Raw genomic sequence first — 19005 nt, forward strand, 5'->3', positions numbered from 1 at the left:
GAGGGCAGCATGCATCGATCGATTCGAAATGCCGTGGGACTGGTTCCACTCGCGCTCGTCCTGCTCGCGCCTGCCGCGCGCGGTGGCGAATCCGACGCGCTGCCGCCGGCCGTCCGCAATGCCAAAGCCCAACTGTTGTCGCAGTTTTTCGCGCAAGGCGGCGCGTCGCCCGCCGTGCTCGAATATCGCCGCAAGCTGCAGGAGTATCAGGCGGCGCGTGCAGCCTTCGACGAGGAGGCCGGCGCCTATTGGAGCCAGATCTCCGAGAAGCGGAAAGGTCGCAACGCCAAGCGGCGCAACGGTCAGCAGGTCACGCTCGACGACTACGTGCTGGAGCATCCGCCGCTTTATAACGGGCCGAAACGGCCGGTGAATCCGGAGCCGGAGGAAACCCCGGACCGCCCGACGAAAAAGCCGATCCCCGTGGTCGCCGATCTGCTGCGCGCGGCGCAGGAACTCTATCAGTTCACGCCGCAGCGGCCGGCCAGCGAAGTCGAATTCAAGCGCGTCTATGCACGCTACGCGCTGGCCTCGGGGCTGACGCGCGAGCAGGCGGTGCGGGTCTATGCGTTCGAGACCGGCGGCACCGGAAGTTACGACGTGCAGGCGGGAATCGAGCATGGCGGCAAGCGCGCCATTTCGACCGCGATGGGCTACAACCAGCTGCTGACGACCAACAGCGTCGAGCTGCTGGCCGAGCAAGGCCATGAATTCATCCGCGCGCTCTCTGATAAGGTGGCGAGGAGCTCGGGCCCGGCGCGCCAGTCGCTCGAGCACAAGCTCACCGTTCTGAAAAAAATGGTGGCGCACGCCAAGTCGGTGCCCGATACCTGGTCGGAGCACGAGAAGATCGGCAATACCGCGCAGGGCTGGGCCATGCATGCCATGGTGCTCGACATCGATATCGGGCCGATGCTGCAGACCCACAAGCTGCTCACCTCGGTGCTGTTCGCGCGCGCCAAGGGCTATAGCCGCCCGCTCAGCGCGGCCGAACTCGAGATGATGAACCTCACCGGCGACGGCACCGGCCTCGACATGGTGACGATGCCGCAGGCCATGCGCGAGCAGGTGCCGACCTCGAACTTCTTCCAGCGCGGCGGCTACGAGCGCAACCCGGTTGCGATCCGCCACAACACGGTGGCGAAGCTGCTGGCGGTGACGGATACGAGGATGGACAGCAACAGCAACAACGCCGGCGCGCGGGAGCTGGCGGGGGCGTTTTAAAAGCTGTCATCCCGGCGCAGGCCGGGACCCATCACCACAGGGCGTGGTTTGGAAGGACAGTCCTTCGGTACTGCGACCGTCCGCAATCGAGGGATCACGCGGTATGGGTCCCGGCCTTCGCCGGGACGACAGCAATGCGTGGCGTCGCCGCGACCCGCCCTACTGATCCGACCCGAACTTGAATTTGCCGTCGCCTTCCAGGTACGGGCCGCTGCGCATGTAGAGCTGACCGTTGTGGCCGAGGAAGAACAGCGTGCCCTTCGGCACCTTCTTGGCGCCTTTCAGGAGTTCGCCGGCATTGCTGGTGCCCATCTTGTAGGAAAGGGTCTTGCCGTCCTTGTCATAGGCGTAGCCGGTGTCGGGCTTGAGCTCCCAAGGTGTTGCAGCGGTCTGCGCCAATGCGGGTGTAGCGAACGCGCCGAGCACGGCCGTCACCAAAAAAATCCTTGTCGAAAATGCCATCACCCTATCCTCCCCATCGAGGCTCCCGGCTTGAACAAATCACGAACGGCGTTTCCAGGTCAATTTGCGAAAGCGCCGCAGCGCATCACGTCTTGCCGAGCAGTTTGTGATTTTCCCTTCGTCCCCGCGCGACTATGTTCCGCTTTCCGTCTAGAACGCAATTCGACAAAACATTGGGTAGGGGATGATTCGAATGAACCTCGTCATTAAAGCTTGCTGGGCCGCCGGCCTGTTGCTGACGGCACTCGCGCCGGCCGCCCGGGCCGATGATTACCAGCTCAGCCACAACCAGCGGATTTCGTGCAGCCGCGGCCTGGCTCCGGGCAAGCTGAACACCGCGACCTGCAAGTCATACACTTACCTCTTCAACACCAAGACCTCGGAATATTTCCGCTGCCAGGTCTCGCTGGCGCTGACCCGCGACAACAAGGAAGTCATCAACGTCCAGACCGACGGCGCCTGCACCAAGAAGCCGCGCATCTTTGAGACCGATGGCCACTACGATTTCGACGCCACCGAGACCGAGCCGCCGAACACCAATTCGTTCTTCGGCCCCGGCGGCTACTCGGTGTGGGCCGCCGACGTCAGCGCGCAGAAGGTGCGCGGCTGCATCATCATCTCCTCCGGCCTCGGCTCCGACATCTCCAAATGCCTGGACATGACCTTCCAGTGAGGGGCGGCCCCGACTTGGCTGCGCCACCTCGCCGCACCCGCCGGGTTCCCCAAAAATCGAGCCAGGACAGCCATTTACCGCAGTCCTGTTTTGACTTTTGGATGGGTTGACCCGCACCCGTCGTCCGGCCAACTTCCCGGCCGGTTTGGGGAGTAGAAAGATCATGAAACGGACGATTTTCGGCGTGGCCACGGCTCTTGCTCTGGCGGCGTCGGCACCTTGCGCGCAGGCGCAATCCTTCATCAACGTGCTGACCGGCGGCACCTCCGGCGTCTACTATCCGCTCGGGGTCGCGATCGGGAAGATCTACGGCGACAAGATTCCGAACGTGAAGACGCAGGTGCAGGCCACCAAGGCGTCAGTCGAGAATCTGATCCTGCTCCAGCAGGGCCGCGGCGAACTGGCGTTCACGCTGGGCGACTCGCTGAAAGCCGCCTGGGACGGCGAGGAGGAGGCGGGCTTCAAGACCAAGCTCGACAAGCTCAGGACCATCGGCGCGATCTATCCGAACTACATCCAGATCGTCGCGACCGCCGAGAGCGGCATCAGGACGCTGGCGGACCTCAAGGGCAAGAGCCTGTCGGTCGGCGCGCCGAAATCGGGTACGGAGCTGAATTCGCGCGCGATCCTGGCGGCGGCCGGCGTGAGCTACAAGGATCTCGGCAAGGTGGAGTATCTGCCGTTTGCCGAATCCGTCGATCTCATGAAAAACCGCCAGCTCGGCGCGACGCTGCAATCGGCCGGCCTCGGCGTGGCCTCGCTGAAGGATCTGTCGACCTCGAGCCCGATCGTTGTGGTGTCGGTGCCGAAGGAGACCGTCGACAAGATCGGCCTGCCGTTCATCGCGGCAACCATTCCCGCAAATACTTACACCGGGCAGGACAAGGACGTGCCAACCGCGGCAGTGGTCAACTATCTCGTCACCAGCTCGGCGGTGTCGGACGATCTCGCCTACCAGATGACAAAACTGGTCTACGAGTCGCTGCCCGAGCTCGCCAACGCGCATGCGGCCGGCAAGGAGATCAAGCTCGAGACGGCCGCCAGCGGCAGCCCGGTTCCGCTGCACCCCGGCGCGATCCGCTATTACAAGGAAAAAGGGCTGATCAAGTAATCAGCTTTCATTATCGGACGTCATGGCCGGGCTTGTCCCGGCCATCCACGTTCTAAGAGCAGGCGAGAAAGTCCGTGGATGCCCGGGACAAGCCCGGGCATGACGGTCTGGAGGCGCTGTGCAATGTTATAAGCGCCACGGCGATCGGCGCGGGGACATATCGATGTTGCAAGCAGAGGGCAGCGAAGCGCCCATCAAGGTCGAGTTCGACAATTTCGAGCACGGTTTTCCGGAAGGCTTTGGCCCGGGCTGGTGGGGCGCTCTTGCGTACTGGATCGGCATCGCCTTCGCGACCTTCCAGCTTTATGTCGCAGCCTTCAACTATCTGCCGAGCCAGGTGGTGCGCGGCGTCCATGTCGGTTTCCTCATTCTCCTCACCTTCGGCCTGATCGGCAACTTCACCGCCAAAAGCGATTTCGGCCGCGCGATAGGCTGGCTGATTGGCGGCGCCGGCTTTCTGTGCGGGCTTTATCAGTGGATCTTCTATGCGGATCTCATCGCGCGTGACGGCGATCCGACGCGCCTCGATCTTGTGGTCGGCACGCTGCTCGCCGTCCTGATCTTCGAGGGGACGCGGCGGCTAATGGGCGCGGCGCTCCCGCTGATGTGCGGCGCCTGCCTCGTCTACTGGTTCTTCGGCCAGTATCTGCCGTCGCCGCTCAACCATCGCGGCTATGATTTCGACCAGATCGTCACGCATCTGTCGTTCGGCACCGAGGGCTTCTACGGCGTGCCGATCTACGTCTCGGCGACCTATATCTTCCTCTTCATCCTGTTCGGCTCGTTCCTGGAGCGCGCCGGCATGATCCAGCTCTTCACCGACGTTTCTCTTGGGTTATTCGGCAGGACCCGCGGCGGCCCGGCCAAGGTCGCGGTGTTCGCCTCGGGCATGATGGGTACGATCTCCGGCTCCGGCGTTGCCAACGTCGTCACCGTCGGCCAGTTCACCATTCCGCTGATGATCAGGTTCGGCTATCGCCGCGCGTTCGCGGCCGGCGTCGAGGCGACGGCCTCAATGGGCGGGCAGATCATGCCGCCGGTGATGGGCGCGGTTGCCTTCATCATGGCGGAGACGCTCGGTGTCCAGTACTCGGAGGTCGTGAAAGCGGCCGCGATTCCCGCGATGCTCTATTTCGCCTCCGCCTTCTGGATGGTGCATCTGGAAGCCGGCAAGCACGGCCTCACGGGCATGAAGAAGTCGGAGACCCCGAGCGCCTGGAAGGCGCTGGTGAAGGGTTGGTACCTCGTGTTGCCGCTCGCAGCCCTCGTCTACATGCTGTTCGAAGGCTTTACGCCACTCTATGCCGGTAGCATGGGCCTCGCGCTCACAGTGGGGCTGATCCTTGGCACCGCCATCACGACGGGCGCGTCTTCGATGGCGATCCGCTACATTTTCTGGATCGGGCTCGCGCTCGTCGTTGCCGCGCTGTCGCGCGACGGCCTTCAGATCGTGCCGGTCGCCTGCGTCGTCGTCGCATTGATCGTGATCACCGCGTTCGTGCGTGGCGGATTTTCCGCCTTGCGCGCCTGCCGCGATGCGCTGGCCGAAAGCGCGAAATCCGCCATCACCGTCGGCATGGCCTGCGCCATCGTCGGCGTCATTATTGGCATGATGTCGCAGACCGGCGTCGGCACCATCTTCGGCGGCTGGGTGATCGGCCTCGGCGAGAAGAGCCTGTTCCTGGCGCTGATCATGACCATGCTGCTGTCGATCCTGCTCGGCACCGGCATCCCGACCATCCCGACCTACATCATCACGGCAGCGCTCGCGGCGCCCGCGCTGGCGAAACTCGGCGTGCCGCTGATCGCGAGCCACATGTTCGCGTTCTATTACGGCATCATGGCCGACCTCTCGCCGCCGGTGGCACTGGCAGCGTTAGCCGCAGCACCGATCGCGAAGGAAAACCCGGACAAGATCGGCTGGGAGGCGATGCGCATCGCGCTCGCCGGCTACGTCATCCCCTTCATCTTCGTCTATTCGCCGGCGCTGATGCTGCAGGCCGGCGATCCCATGGCCGCCAAGCTCGGCTTCTACGGCGCGGTGGCGCTGGCGACCTTGAAGGCCCTGGTGGCGATCGCGCTGTTCGGCATGGTCGCGATCGGCTTTTTGTTCACGCGGCTGACGCTGCTCGAACGTGTGGTCGCGCTTGCTGGCGCGCTGTGCCTGCTCGGCGACTTTCCGTTCAGCGACACCGCGGGTTTCCTGCTCGCCGCGGCGATCGTGCTGTGGCAGTGGCGGCGGCGTCCGCCGGCGCCCGTCGAGGCGGCGTGAGCCTCTGCTTCGTCACAGCCTTAGGCGTGAAGGCGCTGGCGCTGTCCGCGTTCACGCTGGTGTGGACGCATTCGATCGCGAAGGTCGAGTGGCAGGAAGACTGGCGCGTCACCACCGCCGGGCTCGAACTGACGCAGGCACGCGTGAAGGGCACCGGCCCCGGCATGGAGCCGCCGCCCGAGGCGCGGCTGGTCGACGGCTGGTTTCAGTGGAGGCCCGCGCGGGCGCCGATGCCGGAGGTCGTGCTGGGCAATTCGGGCGCGGCTGGCGAATGGCGGCTATGCCATGACGGCAAGTGCCGGACGTTGTCCGAGATTGTCGGTCATCCCATTGGTGCTAACGTCACAAAGATGAGCGTCTGCAAAGATCCGTAGCCCGGATGGAGCGCAGCGCAATTCGGGGAAAGCGGCCCCCGGATTACGCTGCGCTCCATCCGGGCTACAAGAACAACAACACGGGAGGAACGCGATGGATCGGCTCAAGGGCAAGGTTGCAGTGGTGGTGGGCGCCGGCTCGATCGGACCCGGTTGGGGCAACGGCAAGGCCACCGCGGTCACCTTTGCGCGCGAGGGCGCGCAGGTGTTTTGCGTCGATCGCAACGGCGCGGCCGCCGAGGAGACCGCGAAGATCATCACGGACGAAGGCGGCAAGGCGAGAGCGTTCACAGCCGACGTCTCGCATGCGCGCGAGGTCGAGGCGATGGTCGCAGCGTGCCTGAAGGCCTACGGCCGCATCGACGTACTCGACAATAATGTCGGCATCGCCGAGATGGGCAGCGTCGTCGAAGTGACCGAGGAGAGCTGGGACCGCGTCTTCAGCGTCAACCTCAAGAGCGCCTATTTCGCCATGAAGCACGTCATCCCTTTGATGGTGAAACAGGGCGGCGGCTCCATCATCAACATCTCCTCGATCGCCTCGATCCGCCACATGGGCATCTCCTACGTCACCTACGGCACCTCGAAGGCGGCGATGAACCAGATGACGCGCACCACCGCGATCGAATTCGCGCGTCACCATGTCCGCGTTAACGCGATCCTGCCCGGCCTGATGAAGACGCCGATGGTGGAGCATTCGGCAGGCCTTGCGAACAGCTATGCGAAGGGCGACGTCGAAGCGATGTGGCGCGCCCGCGATGCGCAAGTGCCGATGGGCCACATGGGCGACGCCTTCGACGTCGCCAACGCCGCGCTGTTCCTGGCCTCGGACGAAGCGAAATATGTGACGGGCATCGAGCTCGTGGTGGACGGCGGGATCACGTGCAAGGCGGGGGCTTAAAGCACTTCAGTCAGTTCCGTCATCCTGAGGCGCGAGCCATGGGGCGCAACGCGCGCCATGGGGAGCCTTGAAGGATGAGCGGCCACCATGCAGCCGGGCCGTCGCCCTTCGAGGGCGCTGAAGAAGCGGCCGCCTCAGGGTGACGGGTTACGTGGGCTGCTTTACTGCGCCAGCGCCAGAATCCCGCCGGCGAATGCATGCCACGCCGCAGTTTCGCTGACCGGCCAGTTCAAGATCTTCACCGCCAGCATCGCGAGCGTGCCGGTGATGTAGACGGGGTGCACCCGGCCTTCGGTGCGCCAGTCGCGCACCATGGCGACGACGAGCAGCAGCGAGGCGACCACGGCCGGCGCGATCGTGACCGGCACCGGCGGCGGCCCGGGCGGTCCGGGAGGTGCGAGGAAGGTGAGAAACCAGCGCGCGATCGCGGCATCAAGGATAGAGACCGCCGCGAGCAGCATCAGACGTTTGTGAATCTCAGGCTTTCGCGTGTTCATGATCGCCAGCACGAATACACCAGCGAAGAACGCGATCCCGCTCATCGGCACGATCGAGAAGGCGATGCCGGCCTCTTTCTGGCCGAGCGCCGCGGAATGCTGCATCACATGCACGGAGGCAAGGAAGCCGAAGATCGTCATCGCGGTCGCGAGCGAAACGCCGGCGATGCCGAGCGCACGGTGATTGACCACGCGACCTGAGGCGGCGAGCCAGGTCTGGATCACGAAATAGAGAGACCAGGTGAAGAACAATAGACCATGGACATGAATAACGGGGCTTGCGGACAGTGTCCGTTGCGCGAGCGGCACAAAATAGGTCGGTGCGAAGCCGAGAAAAGCGGTGGCCGCGCAGGCCATTGCCATGTGGAGATAGAAATATCGTGCGGGCGACGCATCTCGCGCGCGCACACGACGGTCGTCGATCAGGGTCGTCATCTGGAGTGTGTCTGAAGAGATGGCGTTTGGTTCAAGCCCCTAACCACCTGTGCAGGGCGCTGGTCGTGTCCAACAGGATTTTAACCGCCGGCGCTCAATTCTGCGCGATCGAGCTCTTCCTCAATCCGATGGAACGCATCGTCGCCGATCACTTCCTTGGCGCGAAGGTCGAAGATCGACTTTCTCGCGGCCGCGATGCCACGACGGCGCAGCGGGTCGGCGGGCAGTTCGCCGTTCGTGATGCCGCCATGGGGATCGTCGTCGGCCTGCATCAGGATGGCGCGATATTCGAGCCGCAGGATTTCCGCTTCCTCCGACGGATCGTCCTCGATCGCGTCGAGCGCCGCGCGATAGGCGACGGCGCGGGCGCGCGCGACCTCGATGCCGACGGGATCGTCGTCCTTGAGGCCGAACGCCAGGATCAGCGGCCGCAGCGTCAGGCCCTGCACGATTAGCGTGCCGAGCACGACGGCAAACGCCGAGAAGACGATGAAGTCACGATGCGGAAAGCTTTCCGGCAAGGCAAAGGCGGTGGCGAGGGTGACGAGGCCGCGCATGCCACACCAGGAGATGATGAGGCCGCCCTTGGCCGAGGCGACCTGCTTCGGATCCTTGGCGTGATAGATCCCGTGCGCGATCAGCGCGCGCAGCGTCGTGCGGTAGAATGTGATCCAGGCCAGGCGCACCAGGACCACCGTGAGCAGGATCCAGGCCGCGGCCACGCAATACTCCCAGCGCACGTCCGCATCGAGCCGTGTCCAGATCGGCCGCATCTGCATGCCGATCAGCATGAAGGCGAGCACGTTGAGCACGAACACCATGGTCTCCCACACCGCATAGGAAGGTACACGCAGCCGCGCAGGCATGCGTGCCCCCGCCGTGCGCGCGATGGTGATGCCGTAGACTACGATGGTGAGGATGCCGGAGAGCCCGAGATGTTCGGCGGCAATCCAGACCATGAAGGTGGTGGCGAACTGCACGATGATCGCGCTCGGCGCTTCCTTCACGCGTTCCATGAACAGCGGGATGATGCGGCCTGCGACCAGGCCCGCGACGACGCTGCCGACCAGCGCCAGCGCCATGGTCGGCGCGATCTGGCTCCATGCCAGATGCTCGGTGGCGACCGCGCCGACCGCGATGCGATAGATCAGGAGCGCGGTCGCGTCGTTGAGCAGGCTCTCGCCCTCCAGAACCTTGACCATGCGGTGAGGCAGCTTGACCTGGCTCAGGATCGCGACCGCGGCGGCCGCGTCTGGCGGGGCCACGATGGCGCCGAGCGCAACCGCGGCGGCCCAGGGCATGTCAGGCATCAGCCGGTGCGCGACGTAGGCCACAGCGGCCGTGGTCAGGCCGACGGCGGCGACGACCAGGGTGGCGACCGGAACCCAATTGTTGCGGAGATCGCGCAGCGAGGTGTCGAAGGCGGCATCGAGCAGGACCGGTGCGACAAAAAGAGCCAGTGCTAGGTCGGGCTCCAGCGTCCAGGACGGGCTCGACGGCACAAACGCAATCAGCGCGCCCCCAATCGCGAGAAAGGTCGGGTAGGGGACCTTGATCCGCCGCGCCAGCGCCGATAATGCAACGGCGCCGAGCAGAAGCACAATGATCCATTCGAATGTCGACACGTTGATCCCCGAAACCGATTTGAGCGGCGCCACAAGCTAGCACCAATCCGGCCGTATGATGGATAGTGCGGCCATAAGGCAAGACCTCAACCCGGACCTTAACTCAAGACTTTCCAACTGTGGCGAGCATGCGTTCTCTCATTCAATGGTCCGGCGTCGGGTTGCTCTTCGCGCTCTCGTTCGCTGCCGCTCATGCTGCGACCGGCGGCGAACCGGCCGCGGTCCCGCAGGTCGACATCGCGCCCTGCCTCGCGGCTGCCGCAGCCGACGACATTGACAAGGCCGCCACGGCCTGCGCTGCCGTGATCGACAACGAGAAGACGGCGAAGGCCGACCTGATCAAGGCCCTGACCGCGCGCGGCGCGCTGTTTTCTCGGCGTGATCAGGTCGACCGCGCGATAGCCGATGACAGCCGCGCCCTGGAGCTCGATTCCGGTCTCGCCGATATCTTCAACGCGCGGGGCGAGCTCTGGCTGAGGAAGGGCGACAAGCCCAAGGCGGTGCAGGATTTCGCCGCGGCGTTGAAAATCGACCCGAACCACGAGAAGGCCAAGGCCAATCACAAGGCGATGGCGCGCGAGATCGAGCGGATCGGCGCGCAGATGGCGGTCGCGGGCAAGCCCAGCTTCAATTGCAGGGGTGCGCGCCGCCCCGTCGAGAAGGCGATCTGCGTCAACCGCGAGCTCGCCGATCTCGATCGCGAGGTCTTTGCGGCCAACGCGCGCGTCTTGCGCGAAGCGCGCAATGCAAGCGAAGCGAAGGCGCTTCAACGCGAGCAGGACGATTTCATCGCCCGCCGCAATGCCGGGTTCGGCCGGCCGGGGTACGATCTGAAGAAGGCGATGCAGGAGCGGCTGCGGCGGCTGAACGGGGCTGACGGGTATTGAGGCTCCTCGTGTCCCCGTAAGAGCGGGCGAGCAAGGGAGGGGTCGATACGCCCCTGACACGCCTCGATTTGAACCGATTCTTTGGCCGCCGCGACAATGGTGAAAGCCTGATGTCCCGGAGTCCTATGCCATGTGCGGCACGCATCCTTCCGCGCAAATGTTCTCGTTTGCAAAAATCTCGTTTCGCTCGCTCCTTCTCAGCGCGGCCATGAGCGTCATCCTCGTCGCCCCCGCGACGGCTGGTGTCGATTGCGTGATGGGGAGCAAGGCCGCCCCGGCTGAGCTGATCCCGGCCTGCAGCGCTATCGTCGACCAGGCCTCAAATCCATCCTCCGATCGCGCCGCGGCATTGCTGGTGCGCGCCGACGCCAATGCGCGGACCTCGGGCGGCCTCACGCAGGCGCTGCGAGATATCGATCGCGCCATTGCGCTCGATGGCAAAAACGCAAAAGCCTGGCGCCTGCGCGGCGATCTCCTCCGGGAGGCTGGCGGCGATCTCAACCGCGCCGCGGCGGACCTCAGCAAGGCCATCGAGCTCGATCCGCAGGATTCGGAATCTTACGAGCTGCGCGGCGTCGTCTACACCAACCAGCGCCGGCTAGATCGCGCGCTTGCCGATTACGACCAGGCGATCAAGCTGAAGCCTGACAATGCACAGGCCTGGTCCGACCGCGGCGTGACCTATTATCTCGGCGGCGACAACGAGAAGGCAATCCGCGATCTCAGCGAGGCGTTGCGGCTCGATCCGAACCGGCCGCGCAGCTACACCAATCGTGGCGCCGCCTACAAGAAGCTCGGCCAGCTCGAGAAGTCGGTTGCCGACGACGGCGAGGCGATCAGGCTCGATCCGAAGGTGCCCGAATATTACGACAATCGCGGGCTGTCGCTGGCTGCGATGGGCGAGTACGACAAGGCGATTGCCGATTACGATCAGGCGCTGCGGCTGGCGCCGCGGCCGAACTTCTTCACCAACCGCGGCGACTCCTATCACCTCAAGGGTGAGCTTGGCGCGGCGCTGAGCGACTACGAGGCCGCGCTGAAACTCGATCCGAATTTTGCGCAGACCTACAACAACCGCGCCGTGCTCTACAAGAAGACGGGCGAGCGCAGGAAGGCGCTGGCCGACTACGAAACCGCGCTCAAACTCGATCCCGGCAATGACAACGCCGCCGCCGGCCGCCGCGCTATGATCGCGGAGATCGCGAAATTCGGCGGCGAGCTGCTGCGGCCGCTCGCAGCGAATTCCGGCAATGGCCCGTCGTTCGATTGTGCCACTGCGAAGCGCGAGGTTGAGAAGGTAATTTGTGCCGATCCACAGCTGGGCGTGCTCGATCGCCAGATCGCCGAGACCTATGAGCGCGTGCTGAAATCGGCCAGGTCCCGCCCGGCCGGCGACCTCCGTCGCACCCAGCGCGATTTCCTCGCCGCCCGCAATACCAGCTTCGGCCGCCCGGGCTATGATCTGAAGAAGGTCATGCAGGAGCGGCTGCAGCGGCTGAATGCGATGGATAGCTGAGCATTGTTCTTTTGAGCTTGAACCGCGGCCCGTTCCCGGGAAAATACCCCTCAAACAAGGCCGGTACTTGATCCCTGTCATGGCGGAACGTTTGTCCTGCCACAAGGTCAAGGCCAGGCGGATAAGGGAACGGGAGCGCGGGAATGAACGTCCGAGGAAACGTCGACGGAAAAAGCCTCTATCACGAGGTTTATACGCGTTCGCTGGCCGATCCTGAGGGCTTTTGGGCCGAGGCGGCCAAGGAGATCGACTGGATCGAGCCGCCGAAAAAGATCTTCGATCCCTCGCAGGGCGTCTACGGCCGCTGGTACAGCGGTGGCGTCGTCAACACCTGCTACAACGCGCTCGACCGCCACGTCGAACGCGGCCGCGCCGACCAGATCGCGCTGATCCATGATTCGCCGCTGGCAAATAGCGTCACCAAACTCAGCTACGCCGAACTGCTGGCCGAAGTGCAGGCGCTCGCCGCCATCATGCAGGATTTTGGTGTCGCCAAGGGCGATCGCGTCATCCTCTATATGCCGATGGTCCCGGAGGCCGTCGTCGCGATGCTCGCCTGCGCGCGCATTGGCGCTGTGCACTCCGTGGTGTTCGGCGGCTTTGCCGCGAAAGAGCTCGCCACCCGCATCGACGATGCGCAGCCAAAGCTGATCCTGTCGGCGAGCTGCGGCATCGAGCCCGGCCGGATCGTGCAGTACAAGCCGCTGCTCGACGAGGCGATCAGGCTTGCGGGCGCAAAGCCGAAGGCCTGCATCGTGCTGCAACGTCCGCAGCTCGTCTGCGCCCTCACGCCCGGCCGCGACTATGATTGGGCGGGCCTGCGCCGCAAGGCGATGAACGACGGCAAGCAGGCGCCTTGCGTGCCCGTCGCCGCTACCGATCCGCTCTACATCCTCTATACCTCAGGCACGACCGGCATTCCCAAGGGCGTCGTGCGCGACAATGGCGGCCATCTCGTCGCGGTGAAATGGTCCATGTTCAACCTCTATGGCGTCAAGCCGGGTGAGGTCTGGTGGTGCGGCTCCGACATCGGCTGGGTGGTCGGCCACAGCTACATCGTCTACGGCCCGCTGCTGCACGGCGCGACCTCGATCATGTATGAGGGCAAGCCGGTCGGCACGCCCGATGCCGGCGCGTTCTGGCGCGTGATCAGCGAGCACAAGGCTGTCGCCTTCTTCACTGCGCCGACCGCGTTCCGCGCGATACGGAAAGAAGATCCGGAAGGAAAATTCATCCGGCAATACGACCTCTCGACGTTCCGCACGCTGTTCCTGGCCGGCGAGCGCGCCGATCCGCCGACGGTGGAATGGGCGGAGCAGCAGTTGAAAGTGCCTGTCATCGACCATTGGTGGCAGACCGAGACCGGCTGGTGTATCGCCGGCAATCCGGTTGGCTTAGGCCAGCTGCCGGTGAAGCACGGCTCGCCCACAGTGCCGATGCCGGGCTATCAGGTCGACGTGGTCGACGAAGCGGCAAAGCCGGTCGGTCCGAACACCATGGGCTCGATCGTCATCAAGCTTCCGATGCCGCCGGGCTGCCTGCCGACGCTGTGGAATCAGGACGACCGTTTCAAGGAAGCCTATCTCACCGAATTCCCCGGCTACTACAAAACGTCTGATGCCGGCTACAAGGACGAAGACGGCTATGTCTTCGTCATGGGCCGCACCGACGACATCATCAACGTCGCCGGTCATCGGCTCTCCACCGGCGGCATGGAGGAGATCCTGGCTTCGCATCCCGATGTCGCCGAATGCGCCGTGCTCGGCGTCAAGGACGCGATCAAGGGCGAGGTCCCCTGCGGCTTCCTGGTGCTCAAGGCGGGTGTGAAGCGGGCGCCCGCCGAGATCGAGAAGGAGATCATCGCGCTGGTGCGCGACAAGCTCGGGCCCGTTGCCGCGTTCAAGCTCGCCATCACCGTCGGCCGCCTGCCCAAGACGCGATCCGGAAAGATATTGCGCGGCACCATCAAGAAGATCGCAGATGGTGAAGCTTGGACCATGCCGGCGACGATCGAGGACCCCAAGGTGCTCGACGAGATCGGCGACGCGCTGAAGGGGCGGGTGTGAATTTGCTTTGCGAGGATAGCCATTGAGGCGCGACGCCGCCTCTCCAATCCCGCTGTCATCGCCTGCGCAGGCAGGCCATTCCCCGCTTTCGCGGGGATGACACTGGTAGCGGGAACGGCGTCCAGGGACTTACATTCTCCTCATTCCGCGCTAAACAGAGCGGGCCAATAGGGGACCTCGTATGCCACTCGCCGCTGCGCCGCGCCTGCTTGCAGCTGTGCTGCTTGCCATCATTCTCTCCGCCTGCTCCGCGCGCTACCAGACACCGGTGGCGATGGGCGGCGATGATGACGACGCGGTCTGCCAGGGCCGCGGCTATGCGGCCGGCTCGCCCGAATACGTGGCCTGTCGCAAGGACCGCGACGTCCAGCGCAGTGCCGCGACCACCCGCGCCGACCGTCGCCAGCGCGACCTCGGCGAATACATGCTGAACCATCCGGACCGGCCATAATGTAAGCTGCGGCATTATCCTGCCGCGACACATCTGCAACGCCGCAGTCGAATCGCAATCGCATTTGTCCTGATTTGATCGGCATCAAATCCTTCACCATCGCCTTTCTGCTCTGACGCTGATGTCGCGCAACGAAGCGCGCACATGGCTGAAGGGGAATGCAATGGACGAAATGCTACGAAACGTGGCGCGGCTCGCGGCGCTGGGTGCGGCGCTGGTGGGGGCTATTGCCTCGGCGCGGGCCGCCGATTTGCCGATCTACAAAAAGGCGCCGCCGTCGGTAGAAGCCTTCAATCCCTGGATGGTGCGTTTGCGGGTGCTAGGCGTTTTGCCGGATGCGGGCGGCTCCACCGTCAATGTCGCCGGCGTTCCATCGCTGTCGTCGCCGAATTCGGGCCTCTCGATCAGTGATCAGGTCGTGCCTGAGCTCGACATCAGCTATTTCTTCACCAGGAATATCGCGGCCGAGCTGATCCTCGGCGTGACCCGGCATTCGATCAGCGGCACCGGCTCGCTTGCAAATCTGCCGATCGGCAAGACCACGCTGCTGCCGCCGACGCTGACCCTGCAATATCACTTCGACAATTTCGGCGCGTTCAAGCCGTACATCGGCGCCGGCGTGAACTACACCGTGTTCTTCAACAATTCCGCCGCCAACGCGCCGGCCGCGATTGTCGGTCCGCCCGCGATCGTCGCCACCACCACGAGCTTGCATGTCAGCAACGCCTTCGGTGGCGCGGTGCAGTTCGGCTTCGACTACATGCTCGATCGGCACTGGGGCTTCAACGTCGACGTCAAGAAGCTCTGGTTGCGGCCGGACTATTCGGCGACGGTCAGTGGTCTGCCGGTCACCGGCACCGCGCATATCGACCCGTGGCTGGTCGGCGGCGGCGTGACGTATAAGTTCTGAAGTTTGCGGAAGCCACAAACAAAAACGCGGCGGGTTGGCCCCGCCGCGTTCGCATTCCCATTCGATGACCAGCAGGGAGCGAAGGATTACTCCTCCTCCTGGTCCTGCTTCTTGCCGCCGAGCGTCTTCAGCTTGGCGAACACGGCATCGACGTTGAGATCGTCGCTGGACCTCTCTGCAGGTTCGTACTCGTCCTTCTTGGTGGTTTCGGAGGCCGGCAGCAGGGTGGCGCCGCCATAGGCTGCGTCGATCGGCTTTTCCTTGGCCGCGCGCGCGACCTCGAAATCGAGCTCGATCTGCGAGCAGAGGCCGAGGGTGACGGGATCAATCGGCGTCAGCTGGGAGGTGTTCCAGTGGGTGCGATCGCGGACACTGGCGATCGTGCTCTTGGTCGTGCCGACCAGGCGCATGATCTGGGCATCCTTGAGCTCGGCATGATTGCGCAGCAGCCAGAGGATGGCGCTCGGGCGTTCGTGGCGGCGCGAGACTGGGGTGTAGCGCGGGCCCTTGCGCTTGGGCTGCGGCGGCAGCACCACCTTGCTCTCCTGGAGGCGGAGCCGGTAGTCCGGGTTGTTCTCGCCCTTCTCGATCTCCTCGCGGGTCAGCTGGCCATTCGAGAGGGGATCCATGCCCTTGATGCCCTGGGCGGCGTCGCCATCGGCGATCGCGCGCACCTCGAGGGGGTGCATTTTGGTGAAATCGGCGACCTGATCGAAGGTCAGCGCGGTGTTGTCGAGCAGCCAGACGGCGGTCGCCTTGGGCATCAGAGGTGCGTTGCTCATGGCAAATCTCCTTTGTGCTTCGCCCACCCCTTTGGAGGCGAAACCGGTGGTCATCAGCGATGACTGGGAATTCGGGCTATATAAGCCCGGAGGGGGTAGCCACGCAATGGTTCTGCTATAGATAGTGCCTTGACAGCGCCCGAAAGGGGGCCCAATTCCCTCTGAAGTCCCTGTAAGACCGTACCCAAGCCCTATTCATCCATCGACCGCTGCCCGCCCATTTGGCGAGGTGATTCGGTCCCGAGATCGCTCAATGTCAGGCAAACCAGACCTCAAGATCGTGCTTTGTTCTCCCCGTGGCTTCTGCGCCGGGGTGGTCCGGGCGATCGATACCGTGGAACGGGCACTCGATAAATACGGCGCCCCCGTCTATGTTCGCCATGAGATTGTGCACAATAAATACGTCGTCGATGGGTTGAAAAAGAAAGGCGCGATCTTCGTCGAGGAACTCGCCGAGATCCCGGAAAACACCACCGCGCCGGTGGTGTTCTCGGCCCATGGCGTGCCGAAATCGGTTCCGGCCGACGCCACGTCCCGCAATTTGTTCTCGCTGGATGCGACCTGCCCCCTGGTCACCAAGGTGCACCGCGAGGCCGCAATCCATTTCAAGCGCGGCCGTGAGATCTTCCTGATCGGCCATTCCCATCATCCGGAGGTGGTGGGCACGCTCGGGCAGCTCCCGACCGGCGCCGTGACCCTGATCGAGACCGCGGAGGACGCGAAGACCATCGCCCCGAAGGATCCGAACAACCTCGCCTTCGTGACCCAGACCACGCTGTCGATCGACGACACCGCGGAGATCGTGGCGCTCCTGAAGGAGCGCTTCCCGAACATCAACGGGCCGCACAAGGAAGACATCTGCTACGCCACCACCAACCGCCAACTCGCGGTGAAGAAGGTGGCGCCGGTGGTCGACGCCCTGATCGTAGTCGGTGCGCCTAACTCGTCGAACTCGCAGCGCCTGCGCGAAGTCGCCGAGCGCGAGGGTTGCCCGATCGCCGTGCTGGCGCAGCGCGCCACCGAAATCGACTGGAAGCGGTTCGAGAACATCACCAGCCTCGGCATCACCGCTGGCGCCTCGGCACCGGAAGTCATCGTCGAGGAGATCATGGACGCGTTCGCCGAGCGCTTCACGCTGCATGTGGAGACGGTCTCGGCCGCGGAAGAGAACGAGTTCTTCCCGCTGCCGCGCCAGGTGCGCCCCGAAGCCGCCGCCGAGTAGACCTTCATGGCGGTCTACACCGACGTTGCCGCCGACGAGCTTGCGGACTTCCTCAACCAATACGATCTCGGCGAGTTGCTCTCCTACAAGGGCATCGCCGAGGGCGTCGAAAATTCCAACTTCCTGCTGCATACGACCAAGGGATCGTTCATCCTCACGCTCTATGAGAAGCGCGTGGCGAAGAACGATCTGCCGTTCTTCCTCGCGCTGATGACGCATCTGGCCGAGCACGGCGTCAACTGTCCGCTGCCGGTGAAGGGGATGGACGGCGAGGCGTTGCGCGAGCTGTCGGGCCGGCCGGCCGCGATCATCACCTTTCTCGAAGGCGTCTGGCCGCGCAAGCCGAACGCGGCCCATTGCGCCGGCGTCGGCGAGGGGCTCGCCATGATGCATCTGGCCGGCGCGAATTTCGCGATCAGGCGTGCGAACGCGCTGTCGGTCCCGGGCTGGCGGCCGCTGTTCGATGCGGCGTCACACCGGGCCGACGAGATGCAGCCCGGCCTGCGCGCGTTCCTGAGCCACGAGCTCGACTACCTCGAGAGCGGGGTCTGGCCGACACAGCTGCCCGAAGGCGTGATCCACGCGGACCTCTTCAACGACAATGTCTTCTTTCTCGGCGACAAGCTCTCGGGGATCATCGACTTCACTTTCGCCTGCAATGACTGGCTTGCCTATGATGTCGCGATCTGCCTCAACGCCTGGTGCTTCGAGCCGGATCATTCCTTCAACGTCACCAAGGCGCGGGCCTTCCTCAATGCCTATGGCCGCGTGCGAAAGCTGTCCGAGGGGGAAGAGGCAGCGCTGCCGCTGCTCGCGCGCGGCGCCGCGATGCGCTTCCTGCTGACGCGCCTAGTCGACTGGCTCAATGTTCCGCCCGGCGCGCTGGTTCGACCGAAGGATCCGCTGGAATATGTCCGCAAGCTGCGCTTCCACCAGAGCGTTTCCAGCGTGCGCGACTACGGACTGTCGCCGTCGGGGCTGGTGGCGTGAGCGAGCTCCCGATTGTCACGATCTACACCGACGGCGCCTGCTCGGGAAATCCGGGGCCCGGCGGCTGGGGCGCGATCCTGAAGTTCGGCGACAAGGAAAAAGAGCTGAACGGTGGTGAGCGCCATACCACCAATAACCAGATGGAATTGATGGCGGCGATCTCCGCGTTGGAAGCGCTGAAGAAGCCGTGCACTGTCGATCTCTACACAGACAGCCAATATGTCCGTCAGGGCATCACCGGCTGGATCCACGGCTGGAAGCGCAACGGCTGGCGCACCGCCGACAAGAAGCCGGTGAAGAATGTCGAGCTATGGCAGCGCCTCGATGCCGCGCTGAAGGCTCACGACGTGCGCTGGCACTGGGTCAAGGGCCACGCAGGGCATCCCGAGAACGAACGCGCCGATCAGCTCGCGCGCGACGGGATCGTGAAGGCACGGTTGCAAGCACGCGTGGCGGAGTAGGCGCGCGGTCGGCGCTCCACTCTCAAGTGTCATCGCCCGCGAAGGCGGGCGATCCAGTACGCCGCGGCGGCTGTAATGAATCTCGACGTCTCTGGAATACTGTCATGCCCCGCTTTCGCGGGGCATGACAGTGTCACTGGTGGCTG

At 64.2% G+C, this 19005-nt stretch carries 18 protein-coding genes; 14 read left to right on the plus strand and 4 right to left on the minus strand.

The window, feature by feature from the left end; translation table 11 throughout:
* Nucleotides 1-9 precede the first annotated feature (9 nt).
* Complete coding sequence (locus tag AC0L3P_RS33120; RefSeq protein WP_473308490.1) at nt 10-1224, plus strand: hypothetical protein; 1215 nt, start codon at nt 10-12, stop codon at nt 1222-1224.
* Nucleotides 1225-1383: 159 nt separating this feature from the next.
* Here AC0L3P_RS33120 and AC0L3P_RS33125 read toward each other — a convergent pair whose 3' ends face one another.
* Nucleotides 1384-1686: a hypothetical protein gene (locus AC0L3P_RS33125; RefSeq protein WP_275170856.1), complete on the minus strand. Its 303-nt coding sequence runs from the start codon at nt 1684-1686 to the stop codon at nt 1384-1386.
* Nucleotides 1687-1879: 193 nt separating this feature from the next.
* On the opposite strand from AC0L3P_RS33125, the gene AC0L3P_RS33130 reads away from it, so the two are divergent.
* From AC0L3P_RS33130 to AC0L3P_RS33150, 5 genes are all read left to right on the plus strand, one after another.
* Nucleotides 1880-2359, plus strand: coding sequence for a hypothetical protein (locus tag AC0L3P_RS33130; RefSeq protein WP_473308493.1), 480 nt, complete (start codon nt 1880-1882; stop codon nt 2357-2359).
* A 163-nt stretch (nt 2360-2522) separates the two neighbouring features.
* The gene (locus AC0L3P_RS33135; protein ID WP_473308495.1) at nt 2523-3470 is read left to right on the plus strand and encodes a TAXI family TRAP transporter solute-binding subunit; all 948 of its coding nucleotides are present in this window, start codon (nt 2523-2525) and stop codon (nt 3468-3470) included.
* A gap of 163 nt (nt 3471-3633) precedes the next feature.
* A complete protein-coding gene (locus AC0L3P_RS33140) occupies nt 3634-5742 on the plus strand; it encodes a TRAP transporter permease (RefSeq protein ID WP_473308498.1) in 2109 nt (702 codons plus the stop codon).
* Nucleotides 5703-6116 carry a DUF1850 domain-containing protein gene (locus AC0L3P_RS33145; RefSeq protein WP_473308530.1) on the plus strand — a complete coding sequence of 138 codons (414 nt, stop codon included), beginning with the start codon at nt 5703-5705 and terminating at the stop codon, nt 6114-6116. Before AC0L3P_RS33140 ends, AC0L3P_RS33145 begins: the two co-directional genes overlap by 40 nt.
* A gap of 94 nt (nt 6117-6210) precedes the next feature.
* The gene (locus tag AC0L3P_RS33150) at nt 6211-7017 is read left to right on the plus strand and encodes an SDR family NAD(P)-dependent oxidoreductase (protein ID WP_473308500.1); all 807 of its coding nucleotides are present in this window, start codon (nt 6211-6213) and stop codon (nt 7015-7017) included.
* A gap of 161 nt (nt 7018-7178) precedes the next feature.
* Here the strand turns inward: AC0L3P_RS33150 and AC0L3P_RS33155 are convergent, their stop codons facing one another.
* Nucleotides 7179-7949, minus strand: a complete 771-nt coding sequence (locus AC0L3P_RS33155) for a hypothetical protein (protein ID WP_473308502.1) — start codon at nt 7947-7949, stop codon at nt 7179-7181.
* Nucleotides 7950-8029: 80 nt separating this feature from the next.
* Nucleotides 8030-9607 (minus strand): cation:proton antiporter, encoded by a 1578-nt coding sequence (locus AC0L3P_RS33160; protein WP_275170863.1) that lies wholly within the window; start codon nt 9605-9607, stop codon nt 8030-8032.
* 95 nt (nt 9608-9702) lie between these two features.
* Between AC0L3P_RS33160 and AC0L3P_RS33165 the strand changes: the two genes are divergently transcribed.
* The 5 genes from AC0L3P_RS33165 (at nt 9703) to AC0L3P_RS33185 (ending at nt 15404) form a co-directional block, all read left to right on the plus strand.
* A complete protein-coding gene (locus AC0L3P_RS33165) occupies nt 9703-10461 on the plus strand; it encodes a tetratricopeptide repeat protein (protein WP_473308506.1) in 759 nt (252 codons plus the stop codon).
* A 130-nt stretch (nt 10462-10591) separates the two neighbouring features.
* Nucleotides 10592-11977 carry a tetratricopeptide repeat protein gene (locus AC0L3P_RS33170; RefSeq protein ID WP_354101222.1) on the plus strand — a complete coding sequence of 462 codons (1386 nt, stop codon included), beginning with the start codon at nt 10592-10594 and terminating at the stop codon, nt 11975-11977.
* Nucleotides 11978-12120: 143 nt separating this feature from the next.
* Nucleotides 12121-14043 carry a propionyl-CoA synthetase gene (locus tag AC0L3P_RS33175; protein WP_473308509.1) on the plus strand — a complete coding sequence of 641 codons (1923 nt, stop codon included), beginning with the start codon at nt 12121-12123 and terminating at the stop codon, nt 14041-14043.
* A 181-nt stretch (nt 14044-14224) separates the two neighbouring features.
* Nucleotides 14225-14494 carry a hypothetical protein gene (locus AC0L3P_RS33180; RefSeq protein WP_354061039.1) on the plus strand — a complete coding sequence of 90 codons (270 nt, stop codon included), beginning with the start codon at nt 14225-14227 and terminating at the stop codon, nt 14492-14494.
* A gap of 163 nt (nt 14495-14657) precedes the next feature.
* Nucleotides 14658-15404, plus strand: coding sequence for an OmpW/AlkL family protein (locus tag AC0L3P_RS33185; RefSeq protein WP_473308513.1), 747 nt, complete (start codon nt 14658-14660; stop codon nt 15402-15404).
* A gap of 86 nt (nt 15405-15490) precedes the next feature.
* On the opposite strand, the gene AC0L3P_RS33190 is transcribed toward AC0L3P_RS33185, so the two are convergent.
* Complete coding sequence (locus AC0L3P_RS33190; protein ID WP_027565675.1) at nt 15491-16186, minus strand: DUF1013 domain-containing protein; 696 nt, start codon at nt 16184-16186, stop codon at nt 15491-15493.
* A 253-nt stretch (nt 16187-16439) separates the two neighbouring features.
* Between AC0L3P_RS33190 and ispH the strand changes: the two genes are divergently transcribed.
* The 3 genes from ispH to rnhA are packed head-to-tail and all read left to right on the plus strand — an operon-like array spanning nt 16440 to nt 18859.
* Nucleotides 16440-17408 (plus strand): 4-hydroxy-3-methylbut-2-enyl diphosphate reductase, encoded by a 969-nt coding sequence (ispH, locus tag AC0L3P_RS33195; protein ID WP_473308517.1) that lies wholly within the window; start codon nt 16440-16442, stop codon nt 17406-17408.
* Between the two features lie 6 nt (nt 17409-17414).
* The gene (locus AC0L3P_RS33200; protein ID WP_275170868.1) at nt 17415-18398 is read left to right on the plus strand and encodes a homoserine kinase; all 984 of its coding nucleotides are present in this window, start codon (nt 17415-17417) and stop codon (nt 18396-18398) included.
* A complete protein-coding gene (rnhA, locus tag AC0L3P_RS33205) occupies nt 18395-18859 on the plus strand; it encodes a ribonuclease HI (protein WP_007597503.1) in 465 nt (154 codons plus the stop codon). The genes AC0L3P_RS33200 and rnhA overlap by 4 nt, the downstream gene beginning before the upstream one ends.
* Nucleotides 18860-19005 lie beyond the last annotated feature (146 nt).

The organism is Bradyrhizobium sp. WSM4874, assembly GCF_055811835.1.